Origin of the sequence: Streptomyces paludis (assembly GCF_003344965.1) — a bacterium.
GTDB lineage: Bacteria > Actinomycetota > Actinomycetes > Streptomycetales > Streptomycetaceae > Streptomyces > Streptomyces paludis.
Window position 1 is genome coordinate 3,604,898 of sequence record NZ_CP031194.1, and the last position, 17,795, is coordinate 3,622,692.

Here is a 17,795-nt window from a genome sequence, read left to right on the forward strand (position 1 = left end):
GGAGCATCAGCGGAGAACTTACGGAAGGCACCCCGTGGCCGAGCAGCTTTACGCCACCCTGAAGACCAGCCTGGGCGACATCGAGCTGAGGCTGCTGCCGTTCCACGCGCCGAAGACGGTCAAGAACTTCGTCGAGCTGTCCCAGGGCGAGCGCGAGTGGGTCAACCCCGAGACCGGGCTGAAGACCACCGACCGGCTCTATGACGGCACCGTCTTCCACCGTGTCATGGGCGACTTCATGATCCAGGGCGGCGACCCGCTGGCCAACGGCACCGGCGGTCCGGGCTACAAGTTCCCGGACGAGTTCCATCCGGAGCTGGCCTTCACCAAGCCGTATCTGCTGGCCATGGCCAACGCCGGGCCCGGCACCAACGGCTCGCAGTTCTTCATCACGCTGTCGCCGACCACCTGGCTGACCGGCAAGCACACCATCTTCGGCGAGGTCGCTGGCCCGTCCGGGCGGAAGGTCGTGGACGCCATCGGCCGTACGCCGACGAACGCGGGCACCCACCGGCCGCTTCAGGACGTCGTGATCGAATCGGTCGTCGTCGAGACGCGCTGACGGCGGACGGCTGACGGCGGACAGCGGCCGAATGCCGGACCGCCGTACGCCGGAACTGCCGACCGCTGACCGCTGACCGCCGACCACTGACTTTCCGGGGTACGGGAACCTCCCGCCCCGCCCGTCCGTAGTGGTTACATACCGGACGGGCGGGGCGGTGTGCTGTGCCCTGCCGTGCACAGTCCGCCCGCACGACCCGCCGTTACGAGAAAGACCGAGGGGACCGATGGACCACCCGCCAGGCGGCCACGGAGGCCAGGACCAGTCCGCCGTCAACCAGCCCATGCCCAGCTGCTACCGGCACGCCGACCGGGAGACGGGCATAAGCTGCACGCGCTGCGACCGCCCCATCTGTCCGGCGTGCATGATCAGCGCCTCCGTCGGCTTCCAGTGCCCGGAGTGCGTCGGACAGGGTTCCGGTACGGGCCACGCGCCGGGCGCGAACCGGCCGCGCAATCTCGCGGGCGGTACGGTCGTCGCCGACCCCCGGCTGGTCACGAAGATCCTGCTGGGCATCAACGCCGCGGTCTTCGTCGCCGTCCTCGCCGTGGGAGACCGGCTCGTCGAGGATCTCTTCCTCATCGGCTATGCCCGTGGCCCGATGTTCGAACCGATGGGCGTCGCCGACGGCCAGTGGTACCGGCTCTTCACGGCGATGTTCCTGCACCAGGCGATGATGCACTTCGCCTTCAACATGCTCAGCCTGTGGTGGCTCGGCGGGCCGCTGGAGGCGGCGCTCGGGCGGGCGCGCTATCTGGCGCTCTATCTGATCTCCGGACTCGCCGGCAGCGCCTTCACCTATCTCATCGCCGCGCCGAACCAGCCCTCGCTGGGCGCGTCGGGCGCCGTCTTCGGGCTGCTCGGGGCCACCGCCGTGCTGATGCGCCGGCTCAACTACGACATGCGGCCGGTGCTGATCCTGCTCGGGCTGAACCTGGTCTTCACGTTCACCTGGTCCGGCATCGCGTGGCAGGCGCATGTGGGCGGGCTGGTGGCCGGTACGGCGATCGCCATAGCCATGGTGCACGCGCCCCGCGAGCGGCGGGCGCTGGTGCAGTACGGGGCGTGCGGACTGGTGCTGCTCGCGTCGCTGATCATGGTGGTGGTCCACACGGCTTCGCTCACCTGACCGGTCAGATACGCGCGAACGAGCCCGTCCGGGAAAAGTTGTCCACAGACCGTGGCAGATCTTGTGCATTGTGTGGGGAACGTGCGTGCCCCCTGTCGCCGGTACGGGTCTGACCAGCGGCGACAAGGGGCAATCGCTTCACCGGGATGGTGGACGCGGTCACACCGGCGTCAACATCCCGTGGAGTTATCCACAGATCTTCTGACCTTTTCCCCCGCTTGTGGATAACGATGTGGACAAGTCGGGGGTGAGCTTGACGGCCGGGGTGCGGACCGGCTACTTCCACTGCGTGGAGACGCCGAACCCGGCGGCGATGAAGCCGAAGCCGACCACGATGTTCCAGTTGCCGAAGCTCTTCACCGGCAGACTGCCGTCCGTCACATAAAAGATGACGATCCAGGCCAGACCGACCAGGAACAGGGCCAGCATGACCGGGGCCACCCAGCTCCTGTTGGTCAGCCTTATGGCGGTCGCCGTCCTGGCCGCCGGAGGCGGCGTGAAGTCGGCCTTCTTGCGGATACGTGACTTCGGCACGAGGGACTCTCCTGTCGATGCGCTGCGTGACCGCGCAGGGGACTGTAAACGGGTGACCGCGGGCGGGGAGCAGGGGGATCACCGCCGCCCTCGGGCGTCCGTTAGCGTAGTGCTTCCGCGGCGCCTAAGGAGATAAGGGTACGTTGAGCAATTCCGCCGACTTCCCCCCAGGGCCGGTCCGCCGACGGGTCCGGCGACCCGTCCGGCTGCTCACCGGCGCCGTCTTCGCGCTGGCCGGGCTGATCTTCGTCACGAGCTTCAACACGGCCAGGGGCACCAATATCCGTACGGACGCCTCCCTGCTGAAGCTCTCCGATCTGATCCACGAGAGGGACCGGAAGAACGCCGAGCTGGGCGACTCCACGGCCGCCGTACGCCGCAAGATCGACGCCCTCGTCAGCCGCGACCACGGCTCCTCCGAGGCCGAGGAGGCCAGGCTGCGCGCCCTGGAGACCTCCGCGGGCACCGAGCCGCTCACCGGCCAGGGACTCACCGTCACCCTCAACGACGCCCCGCCGAACGCCGTCGCGAACCCGGGCTACCCCGATCCGCAGCCCAATGACCTCGTGATCCACCAGCAGGACCTCCAGGCCGTCGTGAACGCCCTGTGGCAGGGCGGCGCCGAGGGCATCCGCGTCATGGACCAGCGGCTGATCTCCACCAGCGCCGTACGGTGCGTGGGCAACACCCTGATCCTCCAGGGGCGCGTCTACTCCCCGCCCTACAAGATCACCGCTGTAGGTGACCGCGGGGCGCTGCGCAAGGCGCTCGACGACTCCCCGGCGATCCAGAACTACCAGCTGTACGTGAAGGCGTACGGCCTCGGCTGGCGCGTCGAGGAGCGGAGCAAGGAGACGCTCCCCGGCTACACGGGCACGGTGGAGCTGCACTACGCGCAGCCCGTCGGGTAGCCCGCCTCTGTGACGAAGAGCAAGTCCCGAACGTCCGTACAGCTGCCCCGTGCACCGCCCATGTGTCCGTGCGGCCCTCTAGTCTGGTGCGGTACCGCCGGGCGCGGTACCGAACGGAAGGGACAGCATGTACGGCTGGATCTGGCGGCATCTGCCGGGCAACGCGTTGCTGCGGGCGTTGCTCTCGCTCGTATTGGCGCTGGCTGTCGTCTATGTGCTGTTCCAGTACGTGTTCCCGTGGGCGGAGCCGCTGCTTCCGTTCAACGACGTGACGGTCGACGGAGCGGGGGCGGCCCGATGAGCGCCCGGATCCTGGTCGTGGACAACTACGACAGCTTCGTCTTCAACCTCGTCCAGTACCTCTACCAGCTCGGCGCCGAGTGCGAGGTGGTGCGGAACGACGAGGTGGCCACCGCGCACGCGCAGGACGGCTTCGACGGCGTGCTGCTCTCCCCCGGCCCCGGTACGCCCGAACAGGCCGGTATCTGCGTGGAGATGGTCCGCCACTGCGCGGCGACCGGGGTGCCCGTCTTCGGCGTCTGCCTGGGCATGCAGTCGATGGCGGTGGCGTACGGCGGTGTCGTCGGCCGCGCCCCCGAGCTGCTGCACGGCAAGACGTCCCCCGTCACCCACGAGGGCAAGGGCGTCTTCGCCGGGCTGCCCTCGCCCTTCACCGCGACCCGCTACCACTCGCTGGCGGCGGACCCGGCGGAGCTGCCGGCCGAGCTGGAGGTCACGGCGCGGACGGCGGACGGCATCATCATGGGGCTGCGCCACCGTGAACTGGCCGTCGAGGGCGTGCAGTTCCACCCGGAGTCGGTGCTGACGGAGTACGGGCACCTGATGCTGGCCAACTGGCTGGCGCAGTGCGGTGATCCCGGCGCGGTGGCCCGCTCGACGGGCCTGGCTCCGGTGGTGGGCAAGGCGCTCGCGTGACGGGACGCCGTCGCGGGCCCGACGCCGGTCACGGAGCCCCGTACGGGCAGGGCGGTCCTTACGGACAGGACGGTCCGCCCGGCGGGCTGCCGGACGCGGGCGCGTACGAGGCGGCGGTGGACGGCTTCGCCGACCCGCTGAACGATCCGCTTCCGCTGGCACCGGCGCCCCCGCTTCCCGCTCAGCCCGCTTCCCCGCTCCCGGCCCAGCCGCTGCTCCTGCCCCCGCCGGTGGAGCCGGGGTCGGGCCGGCACCGGGGGCCCCGGAAGACGCCGCCGGTCGGGGCGGGCGCGCCGGCCGTGTCGGCGCCCGCGCCCGTCGTACCCGTACAGCCGGGGCCGTCCGGGCCGCCTGTGCCGTCCGGGCCGTCCGGGCCTTCCCAGGAGTGGTCCGGGGACTACTACCAGCAGTACGCGACGGACGCGGCCCAGGCGCCCACGCAGTATCTGCCGCCGGTACCGCCGATGCCGCAGACGCGGGAGACCCCGCCGGTTCAGCGGGCGCCGCGGGCCCCGGGTCCGGCTTCGGCACCGGCTTCGGCACCGGGTCCGGGTCCTGCTTCGGGTCCGCCTCCGGTGGCCCCGCGGCCCGGGCGGGCCCCGCAGCCGGAGTGGTCGGGGCCGCCGCCCGTGCCGGCCAGCGCCGTGCTCGGACAGACCGCGCCCATGCCCGTCATACCGGCGCCCGAGGCGCGCCCGCCCGCTGCCGGGCCGGTGCCCGGGGCCGCTCCCGCCGCCGCCGGGGGCCGCGCCGAGCGGCGTAAGGCCGCCAAGGGCGGTAACCGGGGCCGTAAGCGGCCCGAGAACGAGCGGACGGGGTCGGAGACCACGGCCGCCTCCGGGGCCGGGCAGGGCCCCTCCTACGGGCCTGACGACGCCGGGCCCATCGCGCCGACCGGGATGTCCGCCGGGACGGGCGCGCGCCCGCTCTCCCGTATCGAGGCCCGCCGCGCCGCGCGCGCCCTCAAGGAGAGCCCCGCGGTGATCGCCAGCCGGGCGGTCGGCGAGCTGTTCATCACCTTCGGCGTGCTGATGCTGCTGTTCGTCACGTACCAGCTCTGGTGGACGAACGTCGCGGCCGACGCGTACGCGGGCAAGCAGACGAACAAGATCCAGGAGAGTTTCACGAAGAACCGCACGGCCGGGGCGTTCGCGCCGGGCCAGGGCTTCGCCATCATGCACATCCCCAAGCTGGACGTGGTCGTTCCGATCGCCGAGGGCATCAGCAAGTCGAAGGTCCTGGACCGCGGCATGGTCGGCCACTACGCCGAGGGCGGCCTCAAGACGGGGATGCCCGCGGACAAGGAGGCCAACTTCGCGGTCGCCGGGCACCGCAACACCCATGGCGAGCCGTTCCGCTACATCAACCGGCTGACGAGCGGCGACAAGATCATCGTCGAGACCCGGGACGCGTACTACACGTACGAGATGACCAGCATCCTGCCGCAGACCCCGCCGTCCAATGTGAGCGTCATCCAGCCCGTGCCGGTCGGCTCCGGTTTCACCGGCCCCGGCCGCTACATCACGCTGACGACATGTACCCCGGAATTCACCAGTACCTACCGCATGATCGTGTGGGGCAAGATGGTGGACGAACGGCCGCGCAGCAAGGGCAAGCCAGACGCTCTCGTCAGCTGACTCGTCAGCTGGGCCCGGGGCCGGACCGACCGGAATCACGACAGGGACGGGGACGGGTGCGGTGGCAGCGAGTACCGATCACGACGGGCGGACCGGCGTGCCGTCACCACCGCCCGTCCCCCGGCCCCGGGGCCGGGGCCGGATCGCGCGGGTGGTCAGCGTCTTCGGTGAACTGCTCATCACGACGGGCGTGGTGCTGGGCCTCTTCGTCGCCTACTCGCTGTGGTGGACGAACGTCCTGGCCGACCGCGAGGCATCGAAGCAGGGCGACGACGTACGCGACCACTGGGCGCGGGAGGACGGCGGCGGTGGCGGCGGGAAGAACACGCCCAGGTCCTACGACGAGGCGGACGGCATCGGCTTCCTCCATGTCCCGGCGCTGGGCGGCAGCGAGATCCTGGTCAAGAAGGGCACCAGCACCGAGCTGCTGAACAACGGGATCGCCGGCTACTACACGGATCCGGTCAAGTCCGCCCTCCCCTGGGACAAGAAGGGGAACTTCACGCTGGCCGCGCACCGCGACGGGCACGGCGCGCGGTTCCACAACATCCACAAGATCCGGACGGGCGATCCGGTCGTCTTCGAGACGCGCGACACCTGGTACATCTACAAGGTCTACAAGGAGCTGCGGCAGACGTCGAAGTACAACGTCGACGTCCTGATGCCGGTGCCCAAGGAGTCGGGCAAGACCAAGCCGGGCCGCTATCTGACCCTGACGACCTGCACGCCGATCTACACCTCGGACTACCGCTACATCGTCTGGGCCGAGCTGGACCGTACGCAGAAGGTCGACAAGCAGCGGACGCCGCCGCCGGAGCTGCGCTGAGCTGAGCTGAGCTGATACGAAGAGGCCCTGTCCGCCACCACCGTTGACCGGTGGGGGGACAGGGCCTCTCGGCTGCCCGCTGCGGGGGCCGGGGCCTCAGCCGAACAGGCCGCCGCCGCCGTTGTTTCCGCCGCCGTTGTTGCCGTTATTTCCGTTGTTCCCGTTGTTGTTGTCGTTGTTGCCGTTCTGGCTGCCGAAGACCTTGAGAGCGACGGTGTCACCCTTGTTGACCTCGGTGCCGGAGCCCGGGTCGGTGCTGAGCACGCGGGCGTCGTCCGGGGTGCCGTCCGGGACGGAGACCTGGAGGCCGAGGGCCTGGAGCTGGTTCCGTGCCTCCGAGACCGTCGGGAACCGGAAGTCGGGGATGGTGACCTTCTCGGGCTCCTCCTGCTTCGGGCCGTTGGAGATCTCCAGGGAGACCTGACTGCCCTTCTCCGCCTTCGAGTTGCCCGACGGGGTCTGCTTGACGACACTTCCCGCCGGCTGATCCGAGTCGACCTGGGTCGGCGAGACGGTGAAGCCGAGGCCGGTCAGCTGCGACTGAGCGTCGGTCAGCGCGTTGCCGGTCACGTCGGGCACGGTGACCTTGGCCTGCTTGGCGATCGTCAGCGTGACCGTGGTGCCCTTCTCGACGTCCTTGCCGCCTTCGGGGTCCTGGCGCAGGACCGTCCCCGGGGTGGCGCTGTCCGACTCCTCCTCCTCGGTCTTGACGACGAAGCCGTCCCGTTCGAGGTTGTCGGTCGCGCTCTGCTGCTGCTTCTCGGTGACGTCCGGGACCTTGACCGTCGGAGCGCCCTCCGAGACGACGACCTCAATGGTCTCGCCCGCGTCCACCTTGCCGGTTTCGGGGCTCTGGCTGCAGATGGAGCCCTTGGGGACGTCGCAGCGCTTGGAGTCGGACTCCTTGATCTTGAGGTCCGCGTTGGTCGCGAGCGTCTCGGCCTCGGCGAGCGTCTTGCCGACGAGCTGCGGGACATCCACCTGGTTGACCTTGTCGCCGTCGCTGCCGTAGAGCGCCTTGCCGATGAGGATCGCGCCGACGAGCACCAGTATCCCGGCGACCGCGAGGAGCACGGTCGAGGTGCTGGACTTCTTCTGGTTGCCGCGGCGGCGGGCCGGGCGGTCGTCGTAGCCGTCGTAACCGCCGTCGTCCGGGTTCATCGGCGGGATCAGCGAGGTCGGGGCGCCGTGGTGGCCTTGGTGCATCGCGGTCGTCGGCTGGTCGCCGTAGCCGCCGTCGTAGCCGACCGCGCCCATGGCGGCGGTGGCGGCCACGGGCTGGCCGTCGAGGCACGCCTCAATGTCGGCGCGCATCTCGTCGGCCGACTGGTAGCGGTACTCCCGGTCCTTGACGAGCGCCTTGAGGACGATCGCGTCCATCTCGGGCGTGATCTCGGGGTCGAAGACGCTCGGCGGCTGCGGCTCCTCCCGTACGTGCTGATACGCGACCGCGACCGGGGAGTCCCCGATGAAGGGCGGCCGGACGGTCAGCAGCTCGTACAGCAGGCAGCCGGTGGAGTAGAGGTCGGAGCGCGCGTCGACCTGCTCGCCCTTCGCCTGCTCGGGCGAGAGGTACTGGGCGGTGCCGATGACGGCGGAGGTCTGGGTCATCGTCATACCGGAGTCGCCCATGGCGCGGGCGATGCCGAAGTCCATGACCTTGACCTGGCCGGTGCGGGTCAGCATGACGTTGGCCGGCTTGATGTCGCGGTGGACGATGCCGTTGCGGTGCGAGTACTCCAGCGCCTGGAGGATGCCGACCGTCATCTCCAGCGTGCGCTCCGGCAGCAGCCGGCGCCCGGAGTGCAGCAGCTCCCGCAGGGTCGAGCCGTCGACGTGCTCCATGACGATGTACGGGAGGGACACGCCGTCGACGTAGTCCTCACCGGTGTCGTAGACCGCCACGATCGCCGGGTGGTTGAGGGAGGCCGCGGACTGCGCCTCCCTGCGGAACCGGGCCTGGAACGACGGGTCGCGGGCGAGGTCCGCCCGCAGGGTCTTCACGGCTACCGAGCGGCCGAGCCGGGTGTCATGGGCGAGGTAGACCTCCGCCATGCCACCACGGCCGAGCACCGAGCCCAGCTCGTACCGGCCGCCGAGGCGACGCGCCTCTTCCATAACGTTCGAGCCCTCTCCGTCAGTCCCCGACCGCACCGACGTGTGGTCCGGCGGTGTGCTGCTGGCGCCTACGGTACCGGGCACGCCGGACGCGGTCGGCCCGTAACGGTCACCTGATATACGACCGGTATCGCAATGTGCAGGTATGGATGTGAGCCGTGACCGGTGTCACTGCTTGTCGACTACGGCCTTCATGACGTCCTTCGCGATCGGGGCCGCGAGGCCGCCGCCGGAGATGTCGTCGCGGTTGGCGCCCGAGTCCTCGACGACGACGGCGACGGCGACCGAGCCCTTGTCCGTCTTCGCGTACGAGATGAACCAGGCGTACGGGTTCTTGCTGTTGTTCTCGCCGTGCTGGGCGGTGCCGGTCTTGCCGCCGACCGTCACGTTGGGGATCTTGGCGTTCTTGCCGGTGCCGTCGTTGACGACCGTTTCCATGATGCTCTGGAGCATCTGCGCGTGCTCCTGGGTGAGCGGGCGGCTCAGCTCCTCGGGCTCGGTCTGGCTCAGGATGTCCACGCTGGGCGATTCGAGCCGCTCGACCATGTACGGCTTCATCAGCTTGCCGTCATTGGCGACGGCGGCGGCGATCATGGCCATCTGGAGCGGGGTGGCGCGGGTGTCGAACTGGCCGATGGAGGAGAGCGCCGTCTGGGAGACGTTCATCTCCTCGGGGAAGTACGAGGCGTTGGAACGGACCGGGGTGAACTGCTCGGCGTTGAAGCCGAACTTCTTGGCCGTCTCCAGCATCTTGTCCTTGCCGACGTCGGCGCCGAGCTTGCCGAAGACCGTGTTGCAGGACATACGGAGCGCTTCGCGCAGCGAGACGTCCTTGCAGGGGATGTTGTTCTCGTTGACCAGCGGGGTGGTGGTGCCCGGCATTATCCAGGGGAGCGGCGAGTCGGTCGCCGCGTCGACGTCCTTGACCACGCCGTGCTCCAGGCCGGCGGCCGCGGTCAGCACCTTGAAGGTGGAGCCGGGCGGGTAGGTCTCGCGGAGCGCCCGGTTGAGCATTGGGTCGTCGGGGTCGTTCTTCTTGTCGAGCGCGACCCACGCCTTGCTGTCCTTGTCGCTGTTGCCGGCGAACTTCGACGGGTCGTAGCTGGGGGTGGAGGCCAGGGCGAGGATCTTGCCGGTCTGCGGGTCGATCGCGGCCACGGCGCCCTTCTTCGTCCCGAGGCCCTCGTAGGCGGCCTTCTGGGCGGCGCCGCTCAGCGTCGTGACGACGTTGCCGCCCTTCTTCTCCTTGCCCGTGAACATGCCCAGGGTGTTGTCGAAGAAGAGCCGGTCGTCGCTGCCGGAGAGGACACCGTCCTCCAGCTTCTCGATCTGGCTGGCGTCGAACGCCTGCGAGGCGTAACCGGTGACGGGCGCCCACATGGGGCCGTCGACGTACGTCCGCTTGTAGACGAAGTCCGTGCTGTCGGTCTTGGTGGAGCCCGTGATGGGCTTGCCGTCGACGATGATGTTGCCGCGCTCGTGGGCGTACCGCTCGATGAGCACCCGGCGGTTGTACTTGTGTGTACTCAGCTCGTCCGCGCGTACGTAGGCGAGCCAGTTCTCCCGGAGCAGCAGGGCGAGCATCATGAGCCCGCAGAAGATCGCGATATGGCGCAGGGGCTTGTTCACGGTCGGACCACCTGGGTCATCTCGGCGTCGGGGGACGGGGCGGGGGCCGGCGCGGGGCGGCGCGCGGTGTCGCTGATACGGATGAGAATGCCGATCAGGGCCCAGTTGGCGAGGACGGAGGAACCGCCGTACGCGACGAACGGCATCGTCATACCGGTCAGCGGGATAAGGCCCAGAACGCCGCCGGCGACGACGAAGACCTGGATGGCGAAGGCGCCGGAGAGGCCGATGGCGAGGAGCTTGCCGAAGGGGTCGCGGGCGGCGAGGGCGGTGCGTACACCGCGCTCGATGATCAGCGCGTAGATCATCAGGAAGGCCATCGTGCCGGCCAGGCCCAGTTCCTCACCGACGGTGGTGAGGATGAAGTCGGCGTTGGCGGCGTACGAGATGAGGTCGGAGTTGCCCTGGCCGAGGCCCGTACCGAGGGTGCCGCCGGAGCCGAAGGACATCAGCGCCTGGCCGATCTGGTCGCAGGCGTCGCTGTCTCCGTAGCAGGAGAACGGGTCGAGCCAGGCGTTGACACGGGCCTGGACGTGCGGCTCGAAGGAGGCGACGGCGACGGCCCCGCCGACCGACATCAGCAGACCGAAGACGATCCAGCTGGTGCGCTCGGTGGCGACGTACAGCATCACCACGAAGAGACCGAAGAAGAGCAGCGAGGTGCCGAGGTCGGTCTCGAAGACCAGGATGAGGATCGAGACGCCCCAGATCGCGAGGATCGGTCCGAGGTCGCGGCCACGCGGCAGATAGAGGCCCAGGAAACGGCGGCTGGCGAGGGCCAGGGCATCCCGTTTGACCATCAAATAGCCGGAGAAGAAGATCGCGATGATGATTTTCGCGAACTCCCCTGGCTGGATGGTGAATCCGGCGATGTTGATCCAGATCTTCGCGCCGTTCACAGCCGGGAAGAACATGGGCAGGATCAGCAGGACGAGCGCGGCGGCCATCGAGATGTACGTGTAGCGCTGGAGGATGCGGTGATCCTTCAGCAGGATCAGCACCGCCGCGAAGAACGCGATCCCGATGGCCGAGTAGAGCAGCTGCTTGGGGGCGTCCGGGCTGAAGCCGCCTCGGAGGTTCGCCGCCCGGATCAGCCGCGGCGACTGGTCCAGCCGCCAGATCAGCACCAGCCCCAGTCCGTTGAGCAGTGTCGCCAGCGGCAGCAGCAGCGGGTCCGCGTACGGGGCGAATTTGCGCACCACGAGGTGCGCCACGCCCGCGAGCAGAGCGAGGCCGAGACCGTAACCGGCCATGCCCGCCGGGACTTTGCCGTTGAGCGCCAGTCCCACGTTCAGGTACGCGAACACCGGGATGGCGACGGCGAAGGCGAGCATGAACAGCTCGGTGTTGCGGCGGCTCGGTGCTTCGATCGCGCCGATGGTGGTCGTGTTGGTGACAACGCTCATGGTGGTGAAAGGCCCCCTACGGCCGGCTACTGCTGCTTACCGCAGTTCGAGACCACTTTCTGTTCATCCTCGGAGAGGCTGGGGCCAGCAGTGGGGGTCGCGGTTTTCGGCTTGATGTCGGTGGTGCGGGCCGAGACATTCGTACCGGTGGCGGTGCCCGCGCCGGTGGCGGTGCCCGTACCCGTGGTGCTGTCGGCACCGGGCGTGGTGCCCGGGTTGGGCGTGGTCTCCGTATCGGTGGTGCCTTCGGAGCCCTCCGTGCCGGTGACCGGCTTGGAGGACTGTTCGGCGGCGCGGCGCTGTTCGTCCTTCTCGCAGGCCGACGCCTGGGTGGCGAGTTCGTTGATCTTCTCCCGGCCGTCGGCGAGGCTGCCCTCGGCGATGGTGGCCTCGACCTGCTTGCGCTGGTACGGCGGGAGGTACTTGAGCTTGATCGCCGGGTGGTCCTTCTCGATCGTGGAGAGCGAGATCCAGGCCAGGTCCTGGCTGATGCCCCGGTAGAGCGCGACGTGTTCGTCGTTGGCGCCGACGTAGTACTGGGTCTGGGTCCAGCGGTAGCCGCCGTACACACCGCCGCCGATGACGGCGAGGGCGAGCACGGTGTAGAGGGAGGTCTTCAGCCAGCGGCGCGGCGGCCGGGGCTTGATGAACTCCTCGTCGTCGTACTGCCCGTGGCCGTGTCCGGCCCCGTAACCGTCGTCGCCGTGCATGCCGTAGTCGTCGCCGCTGCCGGGCGGGCCGAAGCCGCCGGCGGGCTGCTGCGGTACGCCGCGGCCGAGGCCGGCCGCGCGGCCGGCCGGGGTCTGCATGGCGGCGGCGTTCTCGGCGGAGCTGAGCGGGAGCTGGTTCTCGGCGACGGCGCCGACCACGACCGGGGTGTCGTTGAGCTGCCCGGCCAGGGTGTCGTTGGACTCCACGTCCAGGACGTCCGCGACGATGCAGGTGATGTTGTCGGGTCCGCCGCCGCGCAGCGCGAGCTGGATCAGGGCCTGGATGGTCTCCTGCGGGCCCTGGTAGCTGGCGAGGGCCTCTTCCATCGTCTGGTGCGAGACAACGCCGGAGAGCCCGTCCGAGCAGATCAAGTAGCGGTCGCCGGCGCGGACTTCACGGATCGAGAGATCGGGCTCGACATGGTCGCCACTGCCCAGCGCGCGCATCAGCAGGGAGCGCTGCGGGTGGGTGGTGGCCTCTTCCTCGGTGATCCGGCCCTCGTCGACCAGCCGCTGCACCCAGGTGTGGTCCTGGGTGATCTGGGTCAGGACGCCGTCGCGCAGCAGATAGGCGCGCGAGTCCCCGACGTGGACGAGGCCGAGGCGCTGGCCGGTCCACAGGAGCGCGGTGAGCGTGGTGCCCATGCCCTCCAGCTGGGGGTCCTCCTCGACCATGATCCGCAGCTGGTCGTTGGCGCGCTGCACCGCCGTACCGAGCGAGGTGAGGATGTCGGAGCCCGGTACGTCGTCGTCGAGCTGGACGAGGGTGGAGATCACCTCGGACGAGGCGACCTCACCGGCGGCCTGGCCCCCCATGCCGTCGGCGATGGCCAGCAGCCGGGGACCGGCGTAACCGGAGTCCTCGTTGCCCTCCCGGATCATGCCTTTGTGCGACCCGGCGGCGAAACGCAGAGACAGACTCATGCGCACCTCGCCCGTCGGCTCGCCGGTCGACTGTCGCGCCAGCCGGTCTCGAGCCACACTGCCCACCCTCCGGTCGGGAGCCTGCTGCGGTCCGCTGTCGGGACCGTTGCGGCTCGCTCGCTCCGCTCGCTCATTGTCGTACTACTTCCGCAGCTCGATGACGGTCTTGCCGATGCGGATCGGAGCGCCTGGCGCGATCGGTGTCGGGGTCGTGAGCCGGGTCCGGTCGAGATAGGTGCCGTTGGTGGACCCGAGATCCTCGACGATCCACTGGCCGTCCCGGTCCGGGTAGATCCTGGCATGCCGGCTGGACGCGTAGTCGTCGTCCAGCACGATGGTCGAGTCGTGCGCGCGGCCCAGCGTGATGGTCTGCCCCTGGAGCGCCACCGTCGTACCGGTGAGCGACCCCTCGGAGACGACCAGCTTCGTGGGCGCTCCCCGGCGCTGCCTGCCTCCCTGCTGCTGGCGCTGCTGAGGCGGCGCCGGTGTCTGGCGTGGCTGCTGCGGGCGGGCGTCGGCGTTGCGGCGTGAGCCGCGCTGCGTGACGCGTGTTCCGAACAGATCGCTGCGGATGACCTGTACGGCCACGATCACGAACAGCCACAGAACGGCCAGAAAACCTAGCCGCATGACCGTCAGGGTCAGCTCTGACATTGCCCCCGCTTCACCCTTCGGCTTGCCTGAATACGATGGTGGTATTGCCCACGACGATCCGCGAGCCGTCGCGGAGCGTAGCGCGGGTGGTGTGCTGTCCGTCTACCACGATGCCGTTGGTGGACCCGAGATCCTGGACCGTGGAGGGCGTTCCGGCCCGGATCTCGCAGTGCCGACGCGACACCCCCGGGTCGTCGATCCGTACGTCCGCCTCCGTGCTGCGCCCGAGGACCAGGGTCGCGCGGGAGATCTGGTGGCGGGTGCCGTTGATCTCGATCCAGCGGCGCACCTGGCCGCCCGACAGCCCGCCGGGGCCGGCCGGTCCGCCGCCGGGCGAGGAGGCGGGCAGCGGGGGCACCGCGACGGGCGGGTAGCCGTAGCCGCCGCCCGGGGCGCCCGGCGGGGGTGAGGACGGCGGCGGGGGGCCGGCGTGGCCGCGCCCGGGGCCGTGGCCCGGTCCGGGACCGCCCGCGCCCATACCCGCGCCGGGCCCCGGACCGCCGGCCTGCGGAGCGCCGACGGCCTGGGAGGAGCTGGAGGCGAGGGTGCGGCTGCGTACGCGGTACAGGCCGGTGTCGAGGTCCTCGGCCTTCTCCAGGTGCACCTTGATGGGCCCCATGAAGGTGTAGCGCTGCTGCTTCGCGTAGTCCCGTACGAGGCCGGACAGCTCGTCGCCGAGCTGGCCCGAGTAGGGGCTGAGCCGCTCGTAGTCCGGCGTGCTCAGCTCCACGATGAAGTCATTGGGGACGACGGTCCGCTCGCGGTTCCAGATGCTCGCGTTGTTGTCGCACTCCCGCTGGAGGGCGCCCGCGATCTCGACCGGCTGGACCTCGGACTTGAACACCTTCGCGAAGGTGCCATTGACCAAACCTTCGAGACGCTGTTCGAAACGCTTCATGACTCCCATGGGGCACCTCCTCGGTCGTTGCCGTCCTCGTACTGCTTACTGATCGTATCCACGCGTCGGGAAATCGGCTGGTTCCCCTTGTCTGCCCCGTTGATGAGTGTCACCTCTCACACGGGGATCGTAGAGCCGCCCTGAGGCCAGTGTCCCGCACCCCGGGGGTACTCAGGAGGAGTGGGGGCGGCGGCTGTGCGTTCCCTGTTCGAGGGCCGGGTCGTCGGCGGGAACGGATGTGAAGGCACCCCCCTGTGCGTGCTAATCTTCTCGATGTCGCCAGGAGCACACACCAGCAGGTGAGGCACCGGACGGCACACCCAATGCGCGGGTGGCGGAATAGGCAGACGCGCTGGATTCAGGTTCCAGTGCCCGAAAGGGCGTGGGGGTTCAACTCCCCCCTCGCGCACAGATCGAGTGGGCGGCATCTTCACGATGCCGCCCATTTCGGCGTTTACGGGGCTTGAGGGGCTTGTGGGGTGATCGCTCCGGTGTGAACTACGTCTCAGGCGGTGGTCGCCGGGCGGTCTCGCGCGGCGGCTCCGGAGGCAATGCGCATCGCCGTAGCCGAAGTAAATTCTTCCCAAAGTCGGCTGGTTCTTGGGTGGTTGGCGGGCCGGGCCAGGGTGCCGCGGCATGACGGCACCCCGTACGGGAGGTCGGGATGTCCCGTACGGGGCGGTGTGCGCGGTGTGCGCGGTGCGGGCGCCGTGTGCGGTGCGGGCGGTGCGGGCGGTGCGGGCGGGGTCAGGAGCTGTGGGTGGCGCGGGTGGGCTCAGGCGGCGAGGCGTGAGGCCAGGGTCTTGGCCTTCTGCGCGGCCTCTTCCTGGGCCTTGGCGCGGGAGGCGTCCGCGAGCGGGATCAGCTCGGCCATCGTCGGGTTGGTACGGGCCAGGGTCAGTTCGGGGACGATGAAGTCGATCTCGGTGACGCCGAACATGCCCCGGATGACCTTCTCCAGGTAGTTCTGGACGAACTCGAAGTCCTCGCGCGGCGTTCCGGGGGCGTACGAGCCGCCGCGGCTGGCGACGATCGTGAACGGCGTGTCGGCCAGCGGGCTCACCGGGCCCGCGTTGTGGCCGACGATGATCGCCTGGTCGAGCCACGCCTTCAGGGTGGACGGGATCGAGAAGTTGTACATCGGGGCGCCGATCAGCACGGCGTCCGCCTCGGCCAGCTCGGCGGCCAGTTCCGCGCGCAGCTCGTTCTCCGCGCCGCCGGTGACGGCGGTGATGTCGAGGTGGGGCAGTGGCGAGGTGGCGAGGTCGCGGTAGATGACCTTGCCCTCGGGGTGCTGTTCCAGCCAGGACCGGACGAAGGTCGCGGTGATCTCGCGGGAGGCCGAGCCTTCGGGGAAGACGGCGGAGTCGATGTGCAGAAGCGTGGCCATGAGGGTCTCCATCGGTTGCATCGGTTGCATCAGTCACGGACTTTCCGTTCGCTCCTATGGATAACATAGTCACTTACTTTTTTTCATCCCACCTTGGCGGGTCAGTACGCTGTGCGTATGGCGGACCACAGCGAGAACGCGTGCACGAGGGCGGACGCCGGTATGACCAGGGTCTTCGCGCTGCTCGGCAAGCGGTGGTCGGGGCTGATCATTTCCGTACTGATGGAGCGGCCCGTCTACTTCGCCGATCTGCGGCGGGCGATCCCGGGCATCAGCGAGCGGATGCTGTCGGACCGGCTGACCGAACTGGTGCTGGCGGGGCTGGTCGTACGGGATGTCGACGAGGGGCCGCCGCTGCGGGTCTCGTACCGGTTGACGGAGTCGGGGGCGGCGATGGAGCCGGCGCTCGCGGAGCTGTCGCGATGGGCCGAGACCCATCTCAAGGAGACGCCCGGACCAGGCTGTTAGCACCGGCGGCCGTGGGCGCCCGTACGCTGGACGGGTGATGTACGACGCCCCTGGGGAGCCGATGATCCGTAACGACGACGAGCAGGATGTACGACGAGACGCGGCGCATGTGCCTGAAGGGGCCCCTGGGACGTCGGCCGGGGAGGCCGCCGCCGAGGGAGCGTCGCAGCCCGAGGAGCCGTCTGAACGGCCCGAGGAGCCGTCGGAGCGGCCCGAGGCGCGGCTGGAGAGGGCCGTGCGCGCGGCCGAGCAGGCGCTGATCGAGTTCGAGATCGCGCTGGAGACGTTCCGGATCGAGGTGGAGAACTTCTCCCGGCTGCACCACCAGCGGCTCGGCCCGATGTACGCCCGGCTGGACGAGCTGGACGCGATGATCGCCGAGGCACGCGCGGCCCGTACCGGCGACCCGGAGGATCTGCGCAAGGCGCGGGAGGCGCGGGCGCTGGTGCAGCCGATGCCGGGGGTGGACGAGCTGTTCCACGAGTGGCTCGATTCGGACGGCCTGTCGCCGGAGGCCGCGGCGATGCTGACGGACCAGCCCGTACGGCCGCCCGCGCGGGTCCGGCCGGGCGACGAGGCGCGCAAGCTCTACCGCGAGCTGGTCCGCAAGGCGCACCCGGACCTGGCGCGGGAGGACAACGAGCGCGCCCGGCGCGAGGAGTTCCTCACCCGGGTCAACGCCGCGTACGGACGCGGGGACGAGCCGCTGCTGCGGGAGCTGGCGCAGGAGTGGGCGGCCGGGCCCGCGCCGCTGGTGGGGCGGCTGAGCGAGAACGAGGAGCTGTACGCGCGGCTGGAGTGGCTGTCGCAGCGCAAGGAGATGCTGTCGGTGGTCGCGAAGGAGCTGGAGGAGAGCGCGATCGGCGCGATGCTCAGGATGGCGCCCGACGACCCGGACCGGCTGCTGGAGGAGATCGCCGAGCAGCTGCTCACGGAGGTCTCCGAGCGCGAGCGGGAGCTGGGTCGGCTGCTGGTGGAGTAGGTTTTCCGGGGCTCCGGGCTCCGTGGCTCCGGACTCCGGGGCGCCGGGCTGGAGGAGGCTCGGGGTGGACGGTCCTTCCGT

At 69.6% G+C, this 17,795-nt stretch carries 17 protein-coding genes and 1 tRNA gene; 10 read left to right on the forward strand and 8 right to left on the reverse strand.

The genetic code is table 11. The features are described from left to right. The first annotated feature begins 34 nt into the window (after positions 1–34). Both DVK44_RS15850 and DVK44_RS15855 read left to right on the forward strand, forming a co-directional pair. A complete protein-coding gene (locus DVK44_RS15850) occupies positions 35–562 on the forward strand; it encodes a peptidylprolyl isomerase (RefSeq protein ID WP_114660262.1) in 528 nt (175 codons plus the stop codon). A 226-nt stretch (positions 563–788) separates the two neighbouring features. Further along, the gene (locus tag DVK44_RS15855; protein WP_114660263.1) at positions 789–1,691 is read left to right on the forward strand and encodes a rhomboid family intramembrane serine protease; all 903 of its coding nucleotides are present in this window, start codon (positions 789–791) and stop codon (positions 1,689–1,691) included. 276 nt (positions 1,692–1,967) lie between these two features. Here DVK44_RS15855 and crgA read toward each other — a convergent pair whose 3' ends face one another. Further along, positions 1,968–2,225 (reverse strand): cell division protein CrgA, encoded by a 258-nt coding sequence (crgA, locus tag DVK44_RS15860; protein WP_114660264.1) that lies wholly within the window; start codon positions 2,223–2,225, stop codon positions 1,968–1,970. A gap of 143 nt (positions 2,226–2,368) precedes the next feature. Here crgA and DVK44_RS15865 point away from each other — a divergent pair, with 143 nt between their 5' ends. The 5 genes from DVK44_RS15865 to DVK44_RS15885 all read left to right on the forward strand — a co-directional run bounded on the left by DVK44_RS15865 (position 2,369) and on the right by DVK44_RS15885 (position 6,535). Then, complete coding sequence (locus tag DVK44_RS15865; protein ID WP_114660265.1) at positions 2,369–3,136, forward strand: DUF881 domain-containing protein; 768 nt, start codon at positions 2,369–2,371, stop codon at positions 3,134–3,136. Positions 3,137–3,263: 127 nt separating this feature from the next. Then, complete coding sequence (locus DVK44_RS36735) at positions 3,264–3,437, forward strand: hypothetical protein (RefSeq protein ID WP_114660266.1); 174 nt, start codon at positions 3,264–3,266, stop codon at positions 3,435–3,437. Beyond that, positions 3,434–4,072, forward strand: coding sequence for an aminodeoxychorismate/anthranilate synthase component II (locus tag DVK44_RS15875; RefSeq protein WP_114660267.1), 639 nt, complete (start codon positions 3,434–3,436; stop codon positions 4,070–4,072). Before DVK44_RS36735 ends, DVK44_RS15875 begins: the two co-directional genes overlap by 4 nt. Further along, positions 4,069–5,709, forward strand: a complete 1,641-nt coding sequence (locus DVK44_RS15880; protein WP_228447175.1) for a class E sortase — start codon at positions 4,069–4,071, stop codon at positions 5,707–5,709. The genes DVK44_RS15875 and DVK44_RS15880 overlap by 4 nt, the downstream gene beginning before the upstream one ends. Positions 5,710–5,770: 61 nt before the next feature. Continuing rightward, complete coding sequence (locus DVK44_RS15885; RefSeq protein WP_114660268.1) at positions 5,771–6,535, forward strand: class E sortase; 765 nt, start codon at positions 5,771–5,773, stop codon at positions 6,533–6,535. Between the two features lie 96 nt (positions 6,536–6,631). On the opposite strand, the gene pknB is transcribed toward DVK44_RS15885, so the two are convergent. The 6 genes from pknB to DVK44_RS15920 form a co-directional block, all read right to left on the reverse strand. Beyond that, entirely contained in the window at positions 6,632–8,653 is a 2,022-nt protein-coding gene (gene pknB / locus DVK44_RS15890) for a Stk1 family PASTA domain-containing Ser/Thr kinase (protein WP_114660269.1), read from the reverse strand. A gap of 168 nt (positions 8,654–8,821) precedes the next feature. Further along, the gene (locus DVK44_RS15900; protein WP_114660270.1) at positions 8,822–10,282 is read right to left on the reverse strand and encodes a peptidoglycan D,D-transpeptidase FtsI family protein; all 1,461 of its coding nucleotides are present in this window, start codon (positions 10,280–10,282) and stop codon (positions 8,822–8,824) included. Continuing rightward, entirely contained in the window at positions 10,279–11,688 is a 1,410-nt protein-coding gene (locus DVK44_RS15905) for an FtsW/RodA/SpoVE family cell cycle protein (RefSeq protein WP_114660271.1), read from the reverse strand. The genes DVK44_RS15900 and DVK44_RS15905 overlap by 4 nt, the downstream gene beginning before the upstream one ends. A gap of 26 nt (positions 11,689–11,714) precedes the next feature. Further along, positions 11,715–13,322 carry a PP2C family protein-serine/threonine phosphatase gene (locus DVK44_RS15910; RefSeq protein WP_114660272.1) on the reverse strand — a complete coding sequence of 536 codons (1,608 nt, stop codon included), beginning with the start codon at positions 13,320–13,322 and terminating at the stop codon, positions 11,715–11,717. Between the two features lie 141 nt (positions 13,323–13,463). Then, positions 13,464–13,976: an FHA domain-containing protein FhaB/FipA gene (locus tag DVK44_RS15915; protein ID WP_114660273.1), complete on the reverse strand. Its 513-nt coding sequence runs from the start codon at positions 13,974–13,976 to the stop codon at positions 13,464–13,466. Between the two features lie 10 nt (positions 13,977–13,986). Continuing rightward, positions 13,987–14,883, reverse strand: coding sequence for an FhaA domain-containing protein (locus tag DVK44_RS15920; protein WP_114660274.1), 897 nt, complete (start codon positions 14,881–14,883; stop codon positions 13,987–13,989). A gap of 316 nt (positions 14,884–15,199) precedes the next feature. Between DVK44_RS15920 and DVK44_RS15925 the strand changes: the two genes are divergently transcribed. After that, positions 15,200–15,283 (forward strand) — tRNA-Leu (locus DVK44_RS15925). 366 nt (positions 15,284–15,649) lie between these two features. On the opposite strand, the gene DVK44_RS15930 is transcribed toward DVK44_RS15925, so the two are convergent. Then, positions 15,650–16,264 carry an FMN-dependent NADH-azoreductase gene (locus DVK44_RS15930; RefSeq protein WP_114665160.1) on the reverse strand — a complete coding sequence of 205 codons (615 nt, stop codon included), beginning with the start codon at positions 16,262–16,264 and terminating at the stop codon, positions 15,650–15,652. A 117-nt stretch (positions 16,265–16,381) separates the two neighbouring features. Between DVK44_RS15930 and DVK44_RS15935 the strand changes: the two genes are divergently transcribed. Further along, complete coding sequence (locus DVK44_RS15935; RefSeq protein WP_114660275.1) at positions 16,382–16,732, forward strand: winged helix-turn-helix transcriptional regulator; 351 nt, start codon at positions 16,382–16,384, stop codon at positions 16,730–16,732. 34 nt (positions 16,733–16,766) lie between these two features. Beyond that, complete coding sequence (locus DVK44_RS15940; RefSeq protein WP_114660276.1) at positions 16,767–17,714, forward strand: J domain-containing protein; 948 nt, start codon at positions 16,767–16,769, stop codon at positions 17,712–17,714. Positions 17,715–17,795 lie beyond the last annotated feature (81 nt).